The 16,165-nt window shown below is 35.8% G+C and carries 21 protein-coding genes and 1 riboswitch; of the genes, 14 read left to right on the forward strand and 7 right to left on the reverse strand.

All coding sequences use genetic code 11. From position 1 onward, the window contains the following. The first annotated feature begins 4 nt into the window (after positions 1-4). Both JCM9157_RS18870 and JCM9157_RS18875 read left to right on the forward strand, forming a co-directional pair. Positions 5-391, forward strand: coding sequence for a GntR family transcriptional regulator (locus JCM9157_RS18870; protein ID WP_035667203.1), 387 nt, complete (start codon positions 5-7; stop codon positions 389-391). Further along, entirely contained in the window at positions 391-1,272 is an 882-nt protein-coding gene (locus JCM9157_RS18875; RefSeq protein WP_035667206.1) for an ATP-binding cassette domain-containing protein, read from the forward strand. The genes JCM9157_RS18870 and JCM9157_RS18875 overlap by 1 nt, the downstream gene beginning before the upstream one ends. Here JCM9157_RS18875 and JCM9157_RS18880 read toward each other — a convergent pair. Continuing rightward, complete coding sequence (locus JCM9157_RS18880) at positions 1,269-1,973, reverse strand: YwaF family protein (protein WP_052013261.1); 705 nt, start codon at positions 1,971-1,973, stop codon at positions 1,269-1,271. The two genes, JCM9157_RS18875 and JCM9157_RS18880, sit on opposite strands and share 4 nt — an antisense overlap. Positions 1,974-2,005: 32 nt before the next feature. Further along, on the reverse strand, positions 2,006-2,644 hold the full coding sequence (locus JCM9157_RS18885) for a 3'-5' exonuclease (RefSeq protein WP_052013262.1): 639 nt from the start codon (positions 2,642-2,644) through the stop codon (positions 2,006-2,008). 437 nt (positions 2,645-3,081) lie between these two features. Here JCM9157_RS18885 and JCM9157_RS18890 point away from each other — a divergent pair, with 437 nt between their 5' ends. Further along, a complete protein-coding gene (locus JCM9157_RS18890; RefSeq protein ID WP_035667208.1) occupies positions 3,082-4,080 on the forward strand; it encodes a glycosyltransferase in 999 nt (332 codons plus the stop codon). Positions 4,081-4,179: 99 nt separating this feature from the next. Here the strand turns inward: JCM9157_RS18890 and uvsE are convergent, their stop codons facing one another. Beyond that, positions 4,180-5,121: a UV DNA damage repair endonuclease UvsE gene (gene uvsE, locus JCM9157_RS18895; protein WP_235715051.1), complete on the reverse strand. Its 942-nt coding sequence runs from the start codon at positions 5,119-5,121 to the stop codon at positions 4,180-4,182. Between the two features lie 270 nt (positions 5,122-5,391). On the opposite strand from uvsE, the gene JCM9157_RS18900 reads away from it, so the two are divergent. Together JCM9157_RS18900 and JCM9157_RS18905 are read left to right on the forward strand one after the other, a co-directional pair. Then, positions 5,392-6,378 carry an NADPH:quinone oxidoreductase family protein gene (locus tag JCM9157_RS18900; RefSeq protein WP_035667211.1) on the forward strand — a complete coding sequence of 329 codons (987 nt, stop codon included), beginning with the start codon at positions 5,392-5,394 and terminating at the stop codon, positions 6,376-6,378. Positions 6,379-6,482: 104 nt separating this feature from the next. Continuing rightward, positions 6,483-6,848 carry a hypothetical protein gene (locus JCM9157_RS18905; RefSeq protein WP_035667214.1) on the forward strand — a complete coding sequence of 122 codons (366 nt, stop codon included), beginning with the start codon at positions 6,483-6,485 and terminating at the stop codon, positions 6,846-6,848. 78 nt (positions 6,849-6,926) lie between these two features. Here JCM9157_RS18905 and JCM9157_RS18910 read toward each other — a convergent pair whose 3' ends face one another. Genes JCM9157_RS18910 through JCM9157_RS18920 form a run of 3 tightly spaced genes read right to left on the reverse strand, consistent with a single transcriptional unit; the run spans position 6,927 to position 8,798 of the window. Next, positions 6,927-7,325, reverse strand: a complete 399-nt coding sequence (locus JCM9157_RS18910; RefSeq protein WP_035667234.1) for a VOC family protein — start codon at positions 7,323-7,325, stop codon at positions 6,927-6,929. Positions 7,326-7,332: 7 nt separating this feature from the next. After that, positions 7,333-8,106 (reverse strand): phosphosulfolactate synthase, encoded by a 774-nt coding sequence (locus JCM9157_RS18915; protein ID WP_439644355.1) that lies wholly within the window; start codon positions 8,104-8,106, stop codon positions 7,333-7,335. A gap of 5 nt (positions 8,107-8,111) precedes the next feature. After that, positions 8,112-8,798: a 2-phosphosulfolactate phosphatase gene (locus JCM9157_RS18920; RefSeq protein WP_035667218.1), complete on the reverse strand. Its 687-nt coding sequence runs from the start codon at positions 8,796-8,798 to the stop codon at positions 8,112-8,114. Between the two features lie 222 nt (positions 8,799-9,020). After that, positions 9,021-9,122: riboswitch (TPP riboswitch) on the forward strand. Between the two features lie 98 nt (positions 9,123-9,220). Here JCM9157_RS18920 and JCM9157_RS18925 point away from each other — a divergent pair. From JCM9157_RS18925 to JCM9157_RS18965, 9 genes are all read left to right on the forward strand, one after another. After that, positions 9,221-10,501: an acetylornithine deacetylase gene (locus JCM9157_RS18925; RefSeq protein ID WP_035667220.1), complete on the forward strand. Its 1,281-nt coding sequence runs from the start codon at positions 9,221-9,223 to the stop codon at positions 10,499-10,501. A gap of 11 nt (positions 10,502-10,512) precedes the next feature. Next, positions 10,513-11,187 carry a thiaminase II gene (gene tenA / locus JCM9157_RS18930; protein ID WP_035667222.1) on the forward strand — a complete coding sequence of 225 codons (675 nt, stop codon included), beginning with the start codon at positions 10,513-10,515 and terminating at the stop codon, positions 11,185-11,187. Beyond that, positions 11,180-11,953: an ABC transporter ATP-binding protein gene (locus tag JCM9157_RS18935; RefSeq protein WP_035667224.1), complete on the forward strand. Its 774-nt coding sequence runs from the start codon at positions 11,180-11,182 to the stop codon at positions 11,951-11,953. The genes tenA and JCM9157_RS18935 overlap by 8 nt, the downstream gene beginning before the upstream one ends. Next, positions 11,950-12,702, forward strand: coding sequence for an ABC transporter permease (locus tag JCM9157_RS18940; RefSeq protein WP_173401263.1), 753 nt, complete (start codon positions 11,950-11,952; stop codon positions 12,700-12,702). The genes JCM9157_RS18935 and JCM9157_RS18940 overlap by 4 nt, the downstream gene beginning before the upstream one ends. Then, the gene (locus tag JCM9157_RS18945) at positions 12,699-13,739 is read left to right on the forward strand and encodes an ABC transporter substrate-binding protein (protein ID WP_035667226.1); all 1,041 of its coding nucleotides are present in this window, start codon (positions 12,699-12,701) and stop codon (positions 13,737-13,739) included. The genes JCM9157_RS18940 and JCM9157_RS18945 overlap by 4 nt, the downstream gene beginning before the upstream one ends. Positions 13,740-13,888: 149 nt before the next feature. After that, positions 13,889-14,536, forward strand: coding sequence for a phosphatase PAP2 family protein (locus tag JCM9157_RS18950; protein WP_035667227.1), 648 nt, complete (start codon positions 13,889-13,891; stop codon positions 14,534-14,536). A gap of 56 nt (positions 14,537-14,592) precedes the next feature. Beyond that, the gene (locus JCM9157_RS18955; RefSeq protein ID WP_035667228.1) at positions 14,593-14,814 is read left to right on the forward strand and encodes a YdbC family protein; all 222 of its coding nucleotides are present in this window, start codon (positions 14,593-14,595) and stop codon (positions 14,812-14,814) included. Between the two features lie 187 nt (positions 14,815-15,001). After that, positions 15,002-15,454, forward strand: coding sequence for a YtxH domain-containing protein (locus JCM9157_RS18960; protein ID WP_035667229.1), 453 nt, complete (start codon positions 15,002-15,004; stop codon positions 15,452-15,454). Positions 15,455-15,479: 25 nt separating this feature from the next. Further along, positions 15,480-15,761 carry a thiamine-binding protein gene (locus JCM9157_RS18965; protein WP_035667230.1) on the forward strand — a complete coding sequence of 94 codons (282 nt, stop codon included), beginning with the start codon at positions 15,480-15,482 and terminating at the stop codon, positions 15,759-15,761. A gap of 192 nt (positions 15,762-15,953) precedes the next feature. Here the strand turns inward: JCM9157_RS18965 and JCM9157_RS25510 are convergent. After that, on the reverse strand, positions 15,954-16,165 hold a 212-nt coding region (locus JCM9157_RS25510), incomplete at its 5' end, for a hypothetical protein (protein ID WP_218186565.1).

Consider the following 16,165-nt stretch of genomic DNA (forward strand, 5'->3'; position numbering starts at 1 on the left):
AGGAATGAAGTTACCAATTCGAGTTTCAGAGCAAAGTAGGGAACCTATTTATCACCAAATTGAGGCGCAAATTCAAGCACTGATTGTTGGTGGACAATTAGCACCAGGCAACCCACTTCCATCTATTCGAGCTCTAGCAAGTGATTTGGCTTGTAGTGTAATTACAACAAGAAGAGCGTATCAAAATCTTGAATCAGCAGGCTATATTCAAACGGTCCAAGGAAAGGGAACGTTTGTTAAAGAGATCGAGAGAAAAGAAAAAGAAGAGGCAAAACATAGAGTGGTTTACGATTCGTTAAAAAAGGCAATCGAACAAGGGAGTCAGCTAGGTTACTCAAATAGCGAATTATTGTCTATTTTTAAAGAGATTATGAATGGGGATGTTGACTAGTGAATTCAATTATTAGTGTAGAGGGGCTTGCGAAACATTTTCAATCATTCACACTTGGTCCTTTGGAGTTTAAACAAGAACAAGGGACCGTTGTTGCACTCGTTGGTCCAAATGGTTCTGGTAAAAGTACATTTTTTCAATTGTTAATGAATGTATTACAGCCAAATGTAGGTCAGATAAAATTATTTAATCAAAATAGGAAGGATGATACCATAGCGAAACAGAAAATTGGTTTTGTTGGAGATCAGATGGAACCTTTTGCGCATCTGAAAATCAAAGAAATAGCTTCTTTTATTTCTCATTGGTATCCAAGTTGGAACGAAGAAAGATATCAACAATTGTTAAGAAGATATGAAATTAATGAGAACATGACTCTTCAAAGGTGTTCTAAAGGTACCCAAAAAAAGTTTGAATTTGTTGTTGCTCTTGCCTATAAGCCTGATTTACTCATGCTTGATGAACCATCTACTGGTTTAGATTTTATTTCAAGAAGAAAAATGATAGAAGATCTTCAATACTTTCTAGCTTCAAATGATACAAGTGTATTATTAGCTACACATAACCTAGAGGATATAAAGCAGATCGCAGACTATATATGTGTTATGGATAAGGGTAAAATCATTCAATTCACTGAAAAAGATGAACTCCATCATAACTGGGCAAGATTATGGGTACCTTCTTTACCGGAGCAGTTTGAAAGTCATCCCAATGTCTTGCATATTGATATGAACCCTCTCCAAATTGTCACAAACAATCACGAATTGCTCTCAAGACACTTAAGTGACCATGGAATTGTAATCAGTCATAGTAGCACACTTGCCTTGGATGAAATAGTACCTTATCTCATTAGATCACATAGTTCAACTAAAGAAACAGGCTAAGTAGTTTGCTTAGCCTGTTTTCGAAAGGGTAAATAAAGAAGGATAAACATAATAAGGGCAAGCAGTTCGAGGGATAAAATATACCAGGGGTAGGGTCCTAAATAATCAAGAATACTTGGATTAGCTGGCTTTCTGGCTAAAAACATATAATTGGCACCTGTCATTAAGTTAGCAATAAACGCAATCATAGCCAAAATATTTAAGACAATCATTGATTTAAATACTGACTTCATAGAAACCGAAAATTCTTCTACCCACACCATATATAATAAAATGGCTAATATAATCGCGATATGAGCTATGAAAAAATGAAAAAAACGAAAATGTGGAAACGTGTAAAAGAGGTCAGGTGTAAGCATCGCTTGTAGTGCACCAGCAAGTCCGAAAAAATAAACAACTTCAAAGATGAAATAATTCCTAGTAATCAACATCACCAAACAGAAATAAAGGCTGATCGTGCAAAGTTGCAAGGGTAGATTAAACCGGATATCCCATTGTCCTACAGCAAGACTCCACACAATGAGACTTATTTCAGATCCTGCTAATAAACCAATTAGTAACCAGCGAATTGGATCTTTAATCGAAGACCTGAAAAGATAAAGAGAGAAAACAAATACGATAAATATAAACAGGACTAACAGGTGGTCAATTGATAAAAACAGAGCACGGTCTTGAAATGTACCAATTTCAAAATATGGCATTGAACAACTTCCCCCTAAATTACCATGTGACGTTAGTTTGGTGATTGTCTAGAAGGACGGTCTAAATGTCTAAATCGGGAACGTTTATATTTTTTATAATGATTTTGAATTTCTTTATCTGATAGTGAGTTTTCTTCTAATGGAATGTCATCAATAAATTTAATAAATAAGGATGCTGTATTTAAGGCATCATCAATACCCCTGTGTGCCTTACCTAATAATTCAATTCCGGCAATTTCTAAAGCATTTTTCAAACCGAGCTGATTATTGATATCTTGAGATAAAAGTTTACCGATAGGTCTTTGGATATCATTATAATTTTTCAACCAAGTTAAATCTAGCTTGTTTCTAACCGATTGATTGATAAAATGGGCACGATCGTCCTTGCCCCAAGAACATAAGTAATAAGGCTCATCTCCAAGCCAATCTTTGAACAGTTCAATACCCGTTTGATAAGAAACAGCTTTTTCAACATCTTCTTCTTTCATTTTTATTAATTTCCGGGTGCTTTTTGAAATATGTCCTTTACTAGGCAATATATATACTTGAAGCTGGTCTATAATCTTCTTAGTTCCTAGGTCTACTTTACAAGCACCGATCTCGACAATTTCACTAGGTTGTCCTTTCCTGAAACGTTTCATCAGTTCCAAATCAAAAATAACAGCAATCACCTAAATCATCCTTTCATCTTCTATGTTTACTCTGCTCGAATCATATGTAACTCATACAATGAGGAACAAACTCTTGACCATCTATAATTGCTACTTTACTATTGAATTTTAAAGTTCTTTCTCTTTTTTTCGATAAGAGAGAAGTGAATCAGACATTGAATATCGTCTTAACAACTGATGACCTTAAATTTTTGTTAGGTTTTAAGAAGAGGGTTTGTAGTAGCGTAACTGATTGTCCTAGTTTACGCAGAAACAGTTCTCTCTCATGGTGGTCTTTATTTTAATAAATTTTTAGCGATTCGACCAAGAAAAGCTTATCATACTTGAACGATAACATGCACACATAATTAGTCCTAGGATTTAAAGAGTAACGGACTGTATAAAGTACAATACAATTGTACACGAACGTTCTAGAACAGAAAGAGTGAGGGAAAGCAATGAAAAAAGTTGGGCTAGTAATGAGGAAAATACAATTTACCGAAGCGCAAGGACCTCGAGTTTTTGCAGAAAGATTAAAGGGGATTGCTGCAGAATTAGGAATAGAGATTGTCTTTATCTCACCTGAAAGACATGTAAGTGGCTATGATTGGCTTCCTGGCTACGAACATGAGAAAGGTGACTTAGTGAATTATGACATTGTTTTAGATCAAATAAATTCTCATAACATTGATCATGTGATTTATACGGTTTCTGGATTTACTTATTTAAAGATGTTTATTGAAAAAAGTGTATTGTTTCCTCATAGTTTTCCAGACCCTGCTCTAACAGGCTATGAAATGATGAAACCATTTTATCAGATCGTTGATAAGGCAATTGTTTCAACGGAGTTTCTAAAAAAAGAATTAAACCGTAACTTTGGAGTAACAGATGTAAATGTAATTCCAATCGGATTCAATGAAGCTTTAGCTGAAAAACATTACAACCCTTTGCAAATTAAAGATAACAGAGTACTCTGGATCGGAAGAGATGAAGAGAATAGAAGACCAGATCTTGTTTTAGAATATGCGAAACGAAATCCGGACAAAGATGTTGTCATGGTGTTTGGTGGAGTACGCTATAAGGAAAGTATGAAAAAATATGACATTCCACAAAATGTCTCACTTCAATTTGCGCTTTCGCAAGATCAGATATTCGAGTTAATGAACTCCGCTAAAGTTTATTGGAGTTGCTCAAAATTTGATACGTTTGCGATGCCATTAACTGAGGCTCTTGCAATGGGGAAAATAGTCGTAAAACCTGAGCATCCTTGCTATGATCATATTAGTTCAACGCATTCATTTGCTGGTAATGAAAAAAATTGGTTTGAACTAGTCAATATGGCAGCAGCAGTGCCGATTAAAGTTTCAAGTGAAAATCGTGAACACGCATTCGAACGCTTCTCAAGCAAAGTAATGAAAGAGGGCTATCGAGATTTTTTTGATAAGTGGTTGCAATAATATACTAAAAGGAGAAAAAACAATAATCGTTCTTTCTCCTTTTTTGGTTTATTTGAAAAGGCTACACCAAAATTTCACGTACCGTATTTATAAACCAATTTACCAACTGAAAGCAGGCGACATCTCGAGTTTAACACCAGGTGTGTTAAGATCAATTTTTCCATTTTTAATTAATTCGTAAACTCTCAACACCGATTCATCTTTTCTTTTCGATTCGAACATGATGTCAGCTTCTCTATTTCCTATTAGGCGAATAAAATCTATAAAATCATGTTCCAATATGAAATCATGGTGGGCGCTATCTGTTTCTGCGTTCCGGCCTGAACTAATATGCATTTTAGGTCGTCCAGTGGACTCCCAAGATTCAAAAACAATTGTTAGGGCTTCTTCAATAGTGATACCATCAGTTGGGTTACAGCGATTGTGGTGATAATCAAACAATATTGGAACACCTGTTTCTTTATAAATATCAATTACATCTTGAATATGAAAGATCTTATCGTCATTTTCTAAGCGTAACTTAGACTTGATGTCTGTTGAAAGTGTGTTGTAAGTCTTTATAAAACGACTTTTTGCTTCCTCTTTGTTTCCGTATGCCCCGCCAACATGGATGATCATATCGGTACCGTTTACTAGGTTTAATACTTGATTATGGTATTCCAAGTCTAAAATGGCTTTTCTAACGATTTCAGGATTAGGTGAATTTAAAATGCTATATTGTCCAGGGTGCATAGTAAGGCGCATACCATTTTTAGTGGCAATATCTTTTATCTGATTTGTAATCTCCAGTACGTCAGGATCGCGATCCCATTCCCAGGTCATAATCTCGTGTGTGGCAAACGGAACTAAATCACTGCTAATTCTATAAAAATAAATACCTTGGCTTCTATTCCAAGAGATATTGTTTAATACTTGTTGAAAATTATGAATGGTTAGTTCTTTTACTTTTTCTAAACCTTCACTCTCGACTGTTTTTAACCGACAAGTTCTAAACTTTGAAGGAAGTGAAAGGTTAATACAAGCATATCCGAGTTTCATCATGAACTCCTCCCCAATATTTCTGCTGTTATTATGCCATAAGCTGTTTAGATAATGAACTAATGTGCTTATTCGGTAAAACACTGTTTTCGAATACTTTATTGTTTTTGCGCTTACTTGTCTTCACATCGTTCCATTTCACTATGGGTAAAAACTTCTTTTATAATAATAATCCTTACGAAAGCCTACCAATTAAAAGAAGGGGAATAGACGAAAGAAGCGAAAGTAATAAGTATAGTAGAGAGCTTTCAAAAGATGGGAAGGGTGATTTTAATGGAAGATTTTAAAGCTTTTGTGATAGATCTTATCGACGGAAAAACGGACATGAGGGTTAAAACAAAATCTCTTGATGAACTAGCAGCAGGGACAGTTACAATCAAAGTTGCCTACTCAAGTGTAAATTATAAAGATGGGCTTGCAACATTACCTAAACAAATCATTCAATCTTATCCTTTAATTCCTGGAATTGATTTAGCAGGAACTGTAATAGAATCCCAAGATGAACGGTTTTCTAAAGGTGACGAAGTGATTGTGACAAGCTATGAGTTGGGGGTCTCACACGACGGTGGTTTTAGTGAGTTAGCCAGAGTACCTGCTGAATGGGTTGTAGCACTACCTGATGGGTTGACTTTAAGAGAAGCCATGATACTTGGAACTGCGGGATTTACTGCTGGGTTATCTGTTCAACGGTTAGAGGAAAATGGTCTAAAGCCAGAAGACGGACCGGTACTAGTTACTGGTGCAACTGGTGGAGTAGGGAGCATTGCTGTAGACATGCTAGCGAAATTAGGATATCGCGTAACAGCTAGTACAGGAAAAGAAACAGAGTATGAATACTTAAGAAAGCTCGGAGCTACTGAAATTATAAATAGGGAAGAGCTTATTTCAGAAGAAAAGAAAGTGCTACGTAAGCAATTGTTTGCAGCTGCTGTCGATCCAGTAGGTGGAAAGACGCTTGAATATGTGCTAACTTCAATAAAGTACGGTGGATCTGTTGCCAATAGTGGTCTAACTGGAGGAACGTCTGTCCAAACAACAGTTTTTCCATTTATTTTAAGAGGGATAAATTGGCTTGGAATTGATTCTGTTTATTGTCCAATGCCTGTAAGAGAGCAGGTATGGAAAAGGCTTGCTAGCGATTTAAAGCCTTTGCAACTAAGTGAAGAAATAGTCAATGAAGTAAGCTTAGAGGACTTACCTACTGTACTTGAGACGATATTAACCGGAAAAGTAAAAGGTCGAACCATTGTTAAGTTATAATACAAAAAAGAGCAAAAATATATTTGAAATCTAACACATATTTCCTTTATAGCAGGGTTATCTTATATTTGTACTACATTACCCACTACTAGGAGGAAATACTGATGTTCCAAAATTCAAACAACCAAATGTCATCTATGAACACAATGAATTCATCTTCAATGTCAGGTCAAATGCAACAAATGCTTCAACAAATGTCGCAAATGGAGCAGCAACATGCATCACAACTAAAGCAAATCACAAGCCAATTACAGCAAATTGCTCAACATGAAAGCATGGCTGGTCAACACATTCAGCAGCTTCAACATATGTGCAATCAATTAATTCAAGAAAATCAACGCTTAACACAAACTCATTCTATCCCTGGACAAATGCAACAACCAATGGCAAGCTCCATGCAAACAACACAACCGATGACACACACTATGCACATGAATCAAATGCATCAAAATCCAAATCAATTCCAATAAAAAACTGCCTAATTTACATATGGTGGGCTAAAATAAAGAAAAAGAGGTGGGAGCGCTCACCTCTTTTTTTCGTGGTTTTTAATAGGCCATTGTTGTATCGTGGTAAAATTTGAATTCAAGTAAATTATTAGCAGGGTCAACTAAGAAAAACATTAAATGTTCCTCTTGTTTTCCTTTAAAACGACTCGTTAATTCCTGAAAGAATGGAAGTTCATTTTTTTGAACTTCGTCTAAAAGTTGAAGGAATTCTTGTTTGTTTGTGAATGTAACGCCAAAATGGCGGGGATACATTTTAGGTGTTAAGTCGATATGTTCAGGACTTAGATGACAAACGACTTGATCGCCAAAAAAATTAAAGGTTACTCGATCATCGTATTTTCTTGCAAGTTTACAACCTAATTTCTCGTAAAAAACAACTGTTTCATCTAAATTCTTACATGGAATGGCAAGGTGAAATATTTTATTTGGATCTCTCATCATTTTCTTATTCCTCCGAATCAAATAAACTAAAAGTGTCTGAACGTAGCCCTAAGCGAAGAGTCTCTAAAGATATTGGGTCTGAAAAAGGAATATTAGCTAAATTAACATTTGCACCTAACTTTTGAATGAAATAGGTTTGCATCTTTTTATTTGGTGCTTCAAAAATGACGTTCCTAATAGCGATGGATGAGGACAGAATCTCTTCAATAAGATCGTATCGCATTTCTCCATTACTTTGACAAATCCCACTAGTCCCACTTTCTCTTGCTTCCGTGATAACCTTTGTAGCTCCAGCTTCAAGATCTTCTTGAATAAATTCAATCCAATCTTTCGTGCAGGTATTATCTGACTTTTCGCAATTTTTACTTCCTACTTCACTTAAGACAATAAATTCTGAGCTAAACTCCGTAATGAATTTTGCTTTCTCTTTGTTGCTAATATCAAGGGTTCCATTTGATATTTCAATGTATTTGCATTGGTTCTTTTTACAATAATTATAAAATTCATCGACTTTATTTTGGCTAAGAAACTTTTCAAAAAGGGTTCCTCCGAAAAAATAGGGAATATAATGTTCAAGTAAAAAATTCATTTTTTGTTGTAGTTGCTTTGTTACCAATGAGGTTCCCCACCCAAATTTAACAAAATCAATAAAGTCTGAAGAACTCTGAATCGTATCTTTAAAAGACTGAAGGGAAAGTCCGTTGTCTATTAAAATCGTAAGGCCTTCTGCTCTTGGTTTACTAAACCTGTTAGGTAGTTGTAATCCGGAAGTAGACAAACTATTCATAGGGCAAACCTCTCAATCGTTGGGATTTCACTGTCTTGAACTAGCTTCATGACAAAATTTGACGGGTGTTCACGTGAACAAAGGGCAATATCTGCTTTATTGAAAAGCAAATTAGTGGGATCATAGAATTTCTCACAAACATGTGACTGTTTGATCCGCTTCTCTATCTCGATATTAGCTGGGATGTTTTGCTCGAGAATGAGCGCTTTTATATATTCTGCACAAGCTAAATCATCATCACCAGTAGGATGAGAAGCGATAATGTTAATAGTTGATGAGCGTCCCTTTATTACTTTCTTAACAAATGATGCAGTTGACTTTGCGTTTGAATACCCAGTAACTAATAGATGTTTGGTGTTTAAACTATTTAATGTTGCTTGGACTCCGTTAGTTGTTTTTTGAACAATGGTTAAGTTATCCAACCTTTCTTTAGAAATTCGTTTAGGTGAGTTATCAAAATCAAATCCTTGAATTCCGATCCCGTGTTCTTCTCCTGCTAAAACGAAATTTGGATGTTTTCTTTTTAGAGAGAATGCTTCATCTGTCGTTGGAACGAGTAGAATTCTTTTTGCGCCGTTTAAAAATGCATAATGTGCGACGGTGAAAGCCCGAATAACATCAATAACAATATTACAGTCAGAGGGTTCTAATTTGAGGGAGTTTCCCTGGTGGATTTTAATCATTCGTCTGTCTCCTAAACTTGAATATGTCAAAGTACTATATTCGCCTAAATTTAAAAAGGTCACATATTATGGCGGAAATAGGCTTTTATCTATTGATTCATGTTGTGATCTATTATTTTAAGAAAAGGAACCTTAAAATAATGATCTTATACTCAGTTAATGATTGAAGTTACTCTAATGATATGTTACAAATAAGATTGTGAGTAAAAAAATTAAATGAGTTATCACTGCTAGGGGTGCTGTAAAGCTGAGAGAGATGATCCGTCTCAACCCTTAACACCTGATCTAGTTCGTACTAGCGTAGGGAAGAAGTGTTAGTTAAATTCAATTATTCAAAACTATTTTGTATAATTAGTCTTTTTCGAAATCAACCACTTCTTTTTTAGAAGTGGTTTTTTATTTGATTCAAGGAGAGATATAAAGTGGTCGCATTAGAATCCATTCTTAAACAAGTTGATGAACGTCAGGATGAAATGATTGATTTATTGAAAACTCTTATTTCATTTGAAACACCCGCACCACCAGCTAGAAACACAAAAAAGGCACAAGATTTTATAGCTGCTGAATTAGAAAAGTTTGGATTTTCAATAGATCAGTGGGATGTCTACCCGAATGATCCAAATGTAGTTGGCCTGCTAAGAGGAAGTGAACGTGCTAATTATAAAAGTTTAATTATTAATGGACATGTTGATGTAGCTGAGGTAGCTGAAGATGAGCAGTGGGAAGTGGATCCATTTACTCCGATTGTACGTGATGGAGTTGTGATTGGAAGAGGCGCAGCTGATATGAAAGGCGGATTAGCTGGTGCGTTGTTTGCCATTAAGTTACTTTCTGAAGCAGGAGTTACATTGAAGGGGGATTTAATTTTCCAATCCGTTATTGGAGAAGAAGTTGGTGAAGCGGGCACGCTACAATGTTGCAAAAGAGGAAGTACAGCTGATTTTGCCGTAGTGGTTGATACGAGTGATTTACATATACAAGGACAGGGTGGAGTCATTACTGGTTGGGTAACAGTGAAAAGCAAACAAACACATCATGATGCTACTAGAAAAAATATGATTCATGCTGGTGGAAACTTGTATGCGGCAAGTGCAATTGAAAAAATGATGAAACTTATACAAGGTCTTCAAGAATTAGAGCGTCATTGGGCTGTAACAAAGAGTTATCCTGGATTTCCTCCAGGTGCAAATACGATTAATCCAGCAGTGATTGAAGGTGGAAGACATGCTGCTTTTATAGCTGATGAATGTAGACTTTGGATTACCGTACACTTTTACCCTAATGAAACCCATGAACAAGTTGCCAAGGAAATTGAAGAACATTTATTGAAAGTAGCAGAAAGTGATGTTTGGTTAAGAGAAAATCCACCGAGTTTCCAATGGGGTGGAACTTCTATGATTGAAGATCGAGGAGAGATTTTCCCATCACTAGAAATTGATCCTGAAAATTTAGGAGTTCAACTCTTAGCGAATAAACATCAAGAAGTAACTGGCCAACAAGCAATTGTGGATGTATCACCGACTGTAACGGATGGTGGTTGGTTAGGGGAAGCGGGCATACCTACTGTCATTTACGGGCCAGGAAATTTATTAAATGCTCACTCAGTAAATGAACAGGTTCCAATCAAGCAGTTAATTGAATATACGAAGACACTTATGTTGTTTGTTTATGAATGGACAAATGAACGAAAAGAAACTAAATGAGGTGACTAACAATGAAATTTAGTGAACGTTTATATCAAGAATTACAGCCAATTTGGAGGAAGAATCATGCCCATCCTTTCGTTAGAGGAATTGGCGACGGTACTTTGGACCGTGAGAAATTTCGTTTTTTTATGATACAAGATTATTTGTATTTAATAGATTATGCCAAATTGTTTGCTTTAGGAGCGATGAAAGCTGAAAACATCGAAACAATGGGCAAATTCGCTAAACTGCTTGATTCAACATTAAATGAAGAGATGGCTCTTCACCGTGAGTACGCGAAAAAGTTTGGCGTAGAGCCGGAAGAGTTTGAAAAAGCTAAGCCTTCGCCTACTACTCTTGCTTACACGCATTACATGCTACATGTAGGTCAAAACGGAACGCTCGCTGACCTTGTTGCAGCAGTCCTTCCATGCATGTGGAGCTACTGGGAGATCGGGAAAGAACTAAGTGAAATACCTAGTGCAAGCGACCATGAATTTTACGGTGAATGGATTCAAATGTATAGTTCATCTGAGTTTGGACAGTTAGCAGAGTGGTGCATCAATTTGTTAGACGAGCTAACAGAAGGAAAACCAGAATCAGAGCTTGAAAAACTTGAGGAAATTTTCTTGAATACAACTCGCTTTGAATTTATGTTTTGGGATATGTCTTATAACCAAGAGATGTGGCCAACTGATGCTTGATAAATCTTTACAGTTTGAAAATGTAAGTTTTACCTATAAAGAAAAGAAAGGTCAGACTGATCAAATTCTTCGATCCCTTTCTTTTGATGTAAACGAGGGAGAATTTATTAGTATAATTGGCCCGAGTGGTTCAGGAAAGAGTACGTTGTTTCGACTGATTACAGGACTTGAGCAACAAACAGAAGGTGAAATTAAAATAAATGGCAAGGTGCATAGTAACCGCAATGGTCAAGTGGGCTACATGCCACAACAGGACTTATTGATGCCATGGCGAACGATCTTAGCTAACGCTTCATTGCCACTAGAGTTAAAAGGGGTAAAAAAGCAAGAAGCGCATAAAAAAGTAATAGATTTACTGGAAGAGTTTGGACTTAAGGGAGTCGAACAAAAATATCCTGGGGACTTATCTGGTGGTATGAAGCAACGTGTCTCCTTTTTGCGGAGTGTCTTAAGTGGATCAAATGTTTTACTGTTAGATGAACCTTTTAGTGCGCTTGATGCGATCACTCGTTTGTCAATGCAGGAGTGGTTACTCGGCCAATGGAAGAAATGGCAAACGACTATTTTATTTATTACACACGATGTTGATGAAGCATTGTTTTTATCTGATCGAATTTTCGTTTTTACGGAAACACCCGTTGAAACACTTGAAGAAGTAATCGTTCCTCTAGGGAGACCTCGAGAGTATCGCGATATTCATACACCACAAGTCATTGAAGTGAAAGAACGGTTAATTGATCAATTGCGAAAACTGGTGAAATCATGAGGGCGATTCAACAATATTTTGCACCCACCATAGTCGTTATTGCATTAATAGTGTTTTGGGAATTGCTTGCTAGAATGATCGGAATGTCGTTTATTTTGCCATCGCCAACCGAAGTCGTTGTGAAGCTGTGGGAAATCAGGTCCATTTTATTTACGGTTCATCTTCCAGCTACATTGCTGATTATTTTAACGGGTTTAGGACTTTCTATCATTTTTGGAGTCGGTCTAGCTGTTTGGATGAGTCTAAGTAAGGCTGCTGAAAAAGCGTTTTATCCTATCATTATATCTTCACAAACGATACCGATTATTGCTTTAGCACCAATTTTTGTTTTATGGTTCGGTTATTCAATTTGGAGTAAAGTGGTTGTCACGATATTAATCACATTTTTTCCTATCACTGTGAACACATTTGATGGCTTGAAATCAAGTAGTAAAGAATTAAGAGAATTGCTTCAAACAATGGGAGCAACTAAAAGAGAGATTTTCTTCAAATTGAGTGTACCCCAAGCATTGCCACACTTTTATTCAGGTTTAAAAGTCGCTGTTACGTTAAGTGTTATCGGGGCTGCAATCGGTGAATGGTTAGGGGCACAATCAGGACTTGGTTATTTTAGTAGGAGAATGATGACTCAATTTGATGGTGCCGGTGTGTTTGCACCAATTGTTTTATTGTCAGCGGTAGGAATTAGCTTATTCTTGCTTGTTGTTATATTAGAAAAAATATCGTTAAAGTGGAGGAGAATAGAATGAAGAAGTGGTTAACAGCTAGTGTAAGTGCTTTTGTATTGGCAGGTTTAGTAGCGTGTGGTGGAGAAGGTGAAGAAGAACAGGCCTCTCCAGAAACGGAAACACCAGAGCCCGTCGTGGAAGAAAATGTGGAATTAACTGAAATTGATATTATGTTAGATTGGTATCCTAATGCAGTACATAGCTATTTGTATGTGGCACAAGAGAAGGGTTATTTTGAAGAAGAAGGTGTAAAAGTTAACATTCAATTTCCTGCGAATCCTACTGATCCTATTAATTTAGCCGCAGCTGGTCAAATTACACTTGGTATTACATATCAGCCAGATGTAGTAACAGCACGTGCGACTCAAGGTGTTCCTGTAAAGTCAATTGGAGCTATTGTCCGTTCTCCTTTAAATCATGTTATTTTTATGGAAGATAGTGACATTCAAAGCCCGAAAGATCTTGAAGGTAAAACAGTAGGTTATCCTGGCATTCCAGTAAATGAAGCTTTAATTAAAACAATGGTTCAAACTGATGGAGGTGATTCTGAGCAAGTTCAAATGATTGATATTGGCTTTGAATTAGGTTCTTCCATTGTAAGTGGTAGAGTTGATGCTGTTTCAGGTGCTTATATTAATCATGAAGTTCCTGTTTTAACTCATCAAGGCCACGACACACGTTACTTTAATCCAGTTGATTTCGGTGTCCCGAGTTTTTATGAATTAGTAATCGTAACAAATGATCAAAATTGGGAAGTGCAGGAAGAAGAGATAAGAGCGTTCTGGCGCGGTGCTACCAAAGGCTATGAATTTATGAGAGACAATCCTGAAGAAGCATTAAATATTTTATTAACAAACCAAGACGAGGCAAATTTTCCATTGATTGAAGAAGTAGAAAAAGAAAGTTTAGAAATTCTTCTACCTAAGATGGAGTCAGATGTAGGTTTTGGAAGTCAAGAAGCAACTTCGTGGCAGGAAACGATTGATTGGATGCTTGAATATAATTTAATTGAAGAAGCACCATCTTTAGAAGAAATATTTGTTAATATTGTTGAGTAGTTAAAAAGAGGTCGTCCTATAAAAGTCTAAAAAGACTTTTTAGGACGACCTCTTTTTACTTAAGAGAAGATTACATATTCGGATGCATACAAACCATTTTAAGGAGGAAGATAAAAATTAGACAATCTTATTGGGACGAGGGATAAATAATGAAGCGAAAGTTAGGATGGATGTTTGTTTTTTTTCTTCTTTTGCCCCTGATAGGTTTTATTTCTACAACCTATTTAGTATCAAATGGGAAGGTACTTCCATTTGATGAACATGCGATAAATTGGGTTAAAACGATTGAAACACCTGCTTTAACAAAAGTAATGTTGTTCTTTAGCCATTTAGGGTCGACAGGACCGGTCATTGTGATTTCATGTATGTTTTTAATTATTATTTACATATTGTATCGTAAATTTGATGAGGTTGTATTATTTGTGATTGCTTCATTAGGGTCAACCGGAATAAATCAGGGACTTAAGTTTTTGTTTAAACGAGACCGTCCACTAGAACAAATTGTGAAAGAGACAGGCTTTAGTTATCCTAGTGGACATACAATGGCAGCTGTAACGCTTTATGGAATTATCGTCTTTTTATTTTGGAGGCATATTAAAACGGTTCGCGGAAGGACTATGCTTATTTTATTTAGTTCTTTAATGATCATAATCATTGGTTTTAGTCGAATTTATTTAAGAGTGCATTATCCTAGTGATATTATAGGTGCTTTTCTATTAAGTGGAATTTGGCTTTATCTGAACATCTGGACATATCAGTATCTGATGGAAAAAAGATATGATAAAGAAAAAAAATAGCTTAATTTTCCTATCGTTTAAGATATGATAGAAAGAAAAGTGAGGAGTTGTTGGAGATGGCCGAAATAAAATATGAAATTGTGGAAACGGTTGGTGTATTATCTGAAAACGCAAAAGGTTGGAGTAAAGAAGTAAATTTAATTAGCTGGAATGGGCGCGATGCAAAATATGATATTAGAGATTGGGCACCAGATCATGAGAAAATGGGAAAAGGATTAACATTAACAACAGAAGAAATGGTTAAACTTCGAGACGTGCTAAATCAATTGAATTTATAAATTAGATGGATTTCCTCAATCAGTGATTTGGTTGAAGAGATCCATTTTTTTGTGTCTTCAATTTTTTACTTCTAGGAAGGGTTTCATCATTTAATAATCCAACATTACAGACTGTTTTCTCTGGTAAATGTTTTATGTTAAGTAGAGCGGGTAAGAAAATAGTAGAATCAAAAAAGGAGTTGTTGGTATGAAAAATCAAAAAAGTGTCGCAATGGGTACTGTCGTTGGTGGGGTAGTTGGAGCAACAGCTGCATTACTTACGGCTCCAAAATCAGGAGAAGAACTAAGAGAAGATATTAGTAATCAGGTATTAGATGGATGGAATAAAACAGAAGATGTTTCAAAAGAGTTAAGAATTAAACTGGAAGAGTTATCGGGAATTATTAATGAAGGTTCTGAAAACGTCTCACGAACGGTCAAGAAAAAAAGTGAAAACGTCATGAATGAGATTAGACAATTACTTAATGATAAGGAATCTAAAACTACTACTGAGTCTTTAAGAGGGATCATAAGAGATTTAATGGAACAAGAGGCGGATGCCGGGCGTGAGATCAGGCAGGTAGTGGAAAATGAAATTAAGGAAATTGAAAAAAAGTTTAACAAGGATATAAAAGATATGAAGAAAGTTGTAAACAAATAGATTTTATAGAAAGGATGATTGGTAAATGTCTACAACAGTAACTGCTGGATTTCAAATTCTACCTAACGGAAGAGATATGAACACAGATGGAATGATATCGGAAATCATTAAGGTTGTAGAAGAATCTGGCCTGAACTTTAAGGTAGGTCCAATGGAAACGGTGGTAGAAGGGAACTTACACGATGTTTTTACATTAATTCAAAAAGCCCAACAAGTTGGGATTAATTCTGGCGCAACAGAATGTATGACCAATATCAAAGTTCATTATAAACCCAGTGGAATTTCAATAGTAGAAAAATTAAATTAGATAAATAAAGATTATAGAAAGGAGCTGCTTTATTTGGTCCTTTCTATAATCTACAGTAATCTAAAAGGGGCTATGTAATCTTTGCGGCAATATTCTATTGTGAGAATCTTTTTATGGGCTGAATGTTTTACTTGAATATAGGCTTGGGGTATGGTAGATTATTAAATCTAGCCGCAAAAATATAATTTTAAATTAAGTATTGCGCAGAATTATTAATTGTGATATATTATTACTTGTCGCTGTAAACGACTTATCATTAAAATGTTGCGGAATATCTTTTTTAAAAAGTAGTTGCGCAGAACCAATCGTTATGTTATGATAATAAATGTCGCTAACGAAGTGACGCAAATAGTTCTTTGAAAACTGAACAAAAGCCAAGCGAAAAGAGAAAACATTTTTTTCTC

This window comes from Halalkalibacter akibai JCM 9157 (assembly GCF_000513135.1).
GTDB classification, from domain to species: Bacteria; Bacillota; Bacilli; order Bacillales; family Bacillaceae_D; genus Halalkalibacter; species Halalkalibacter akibai.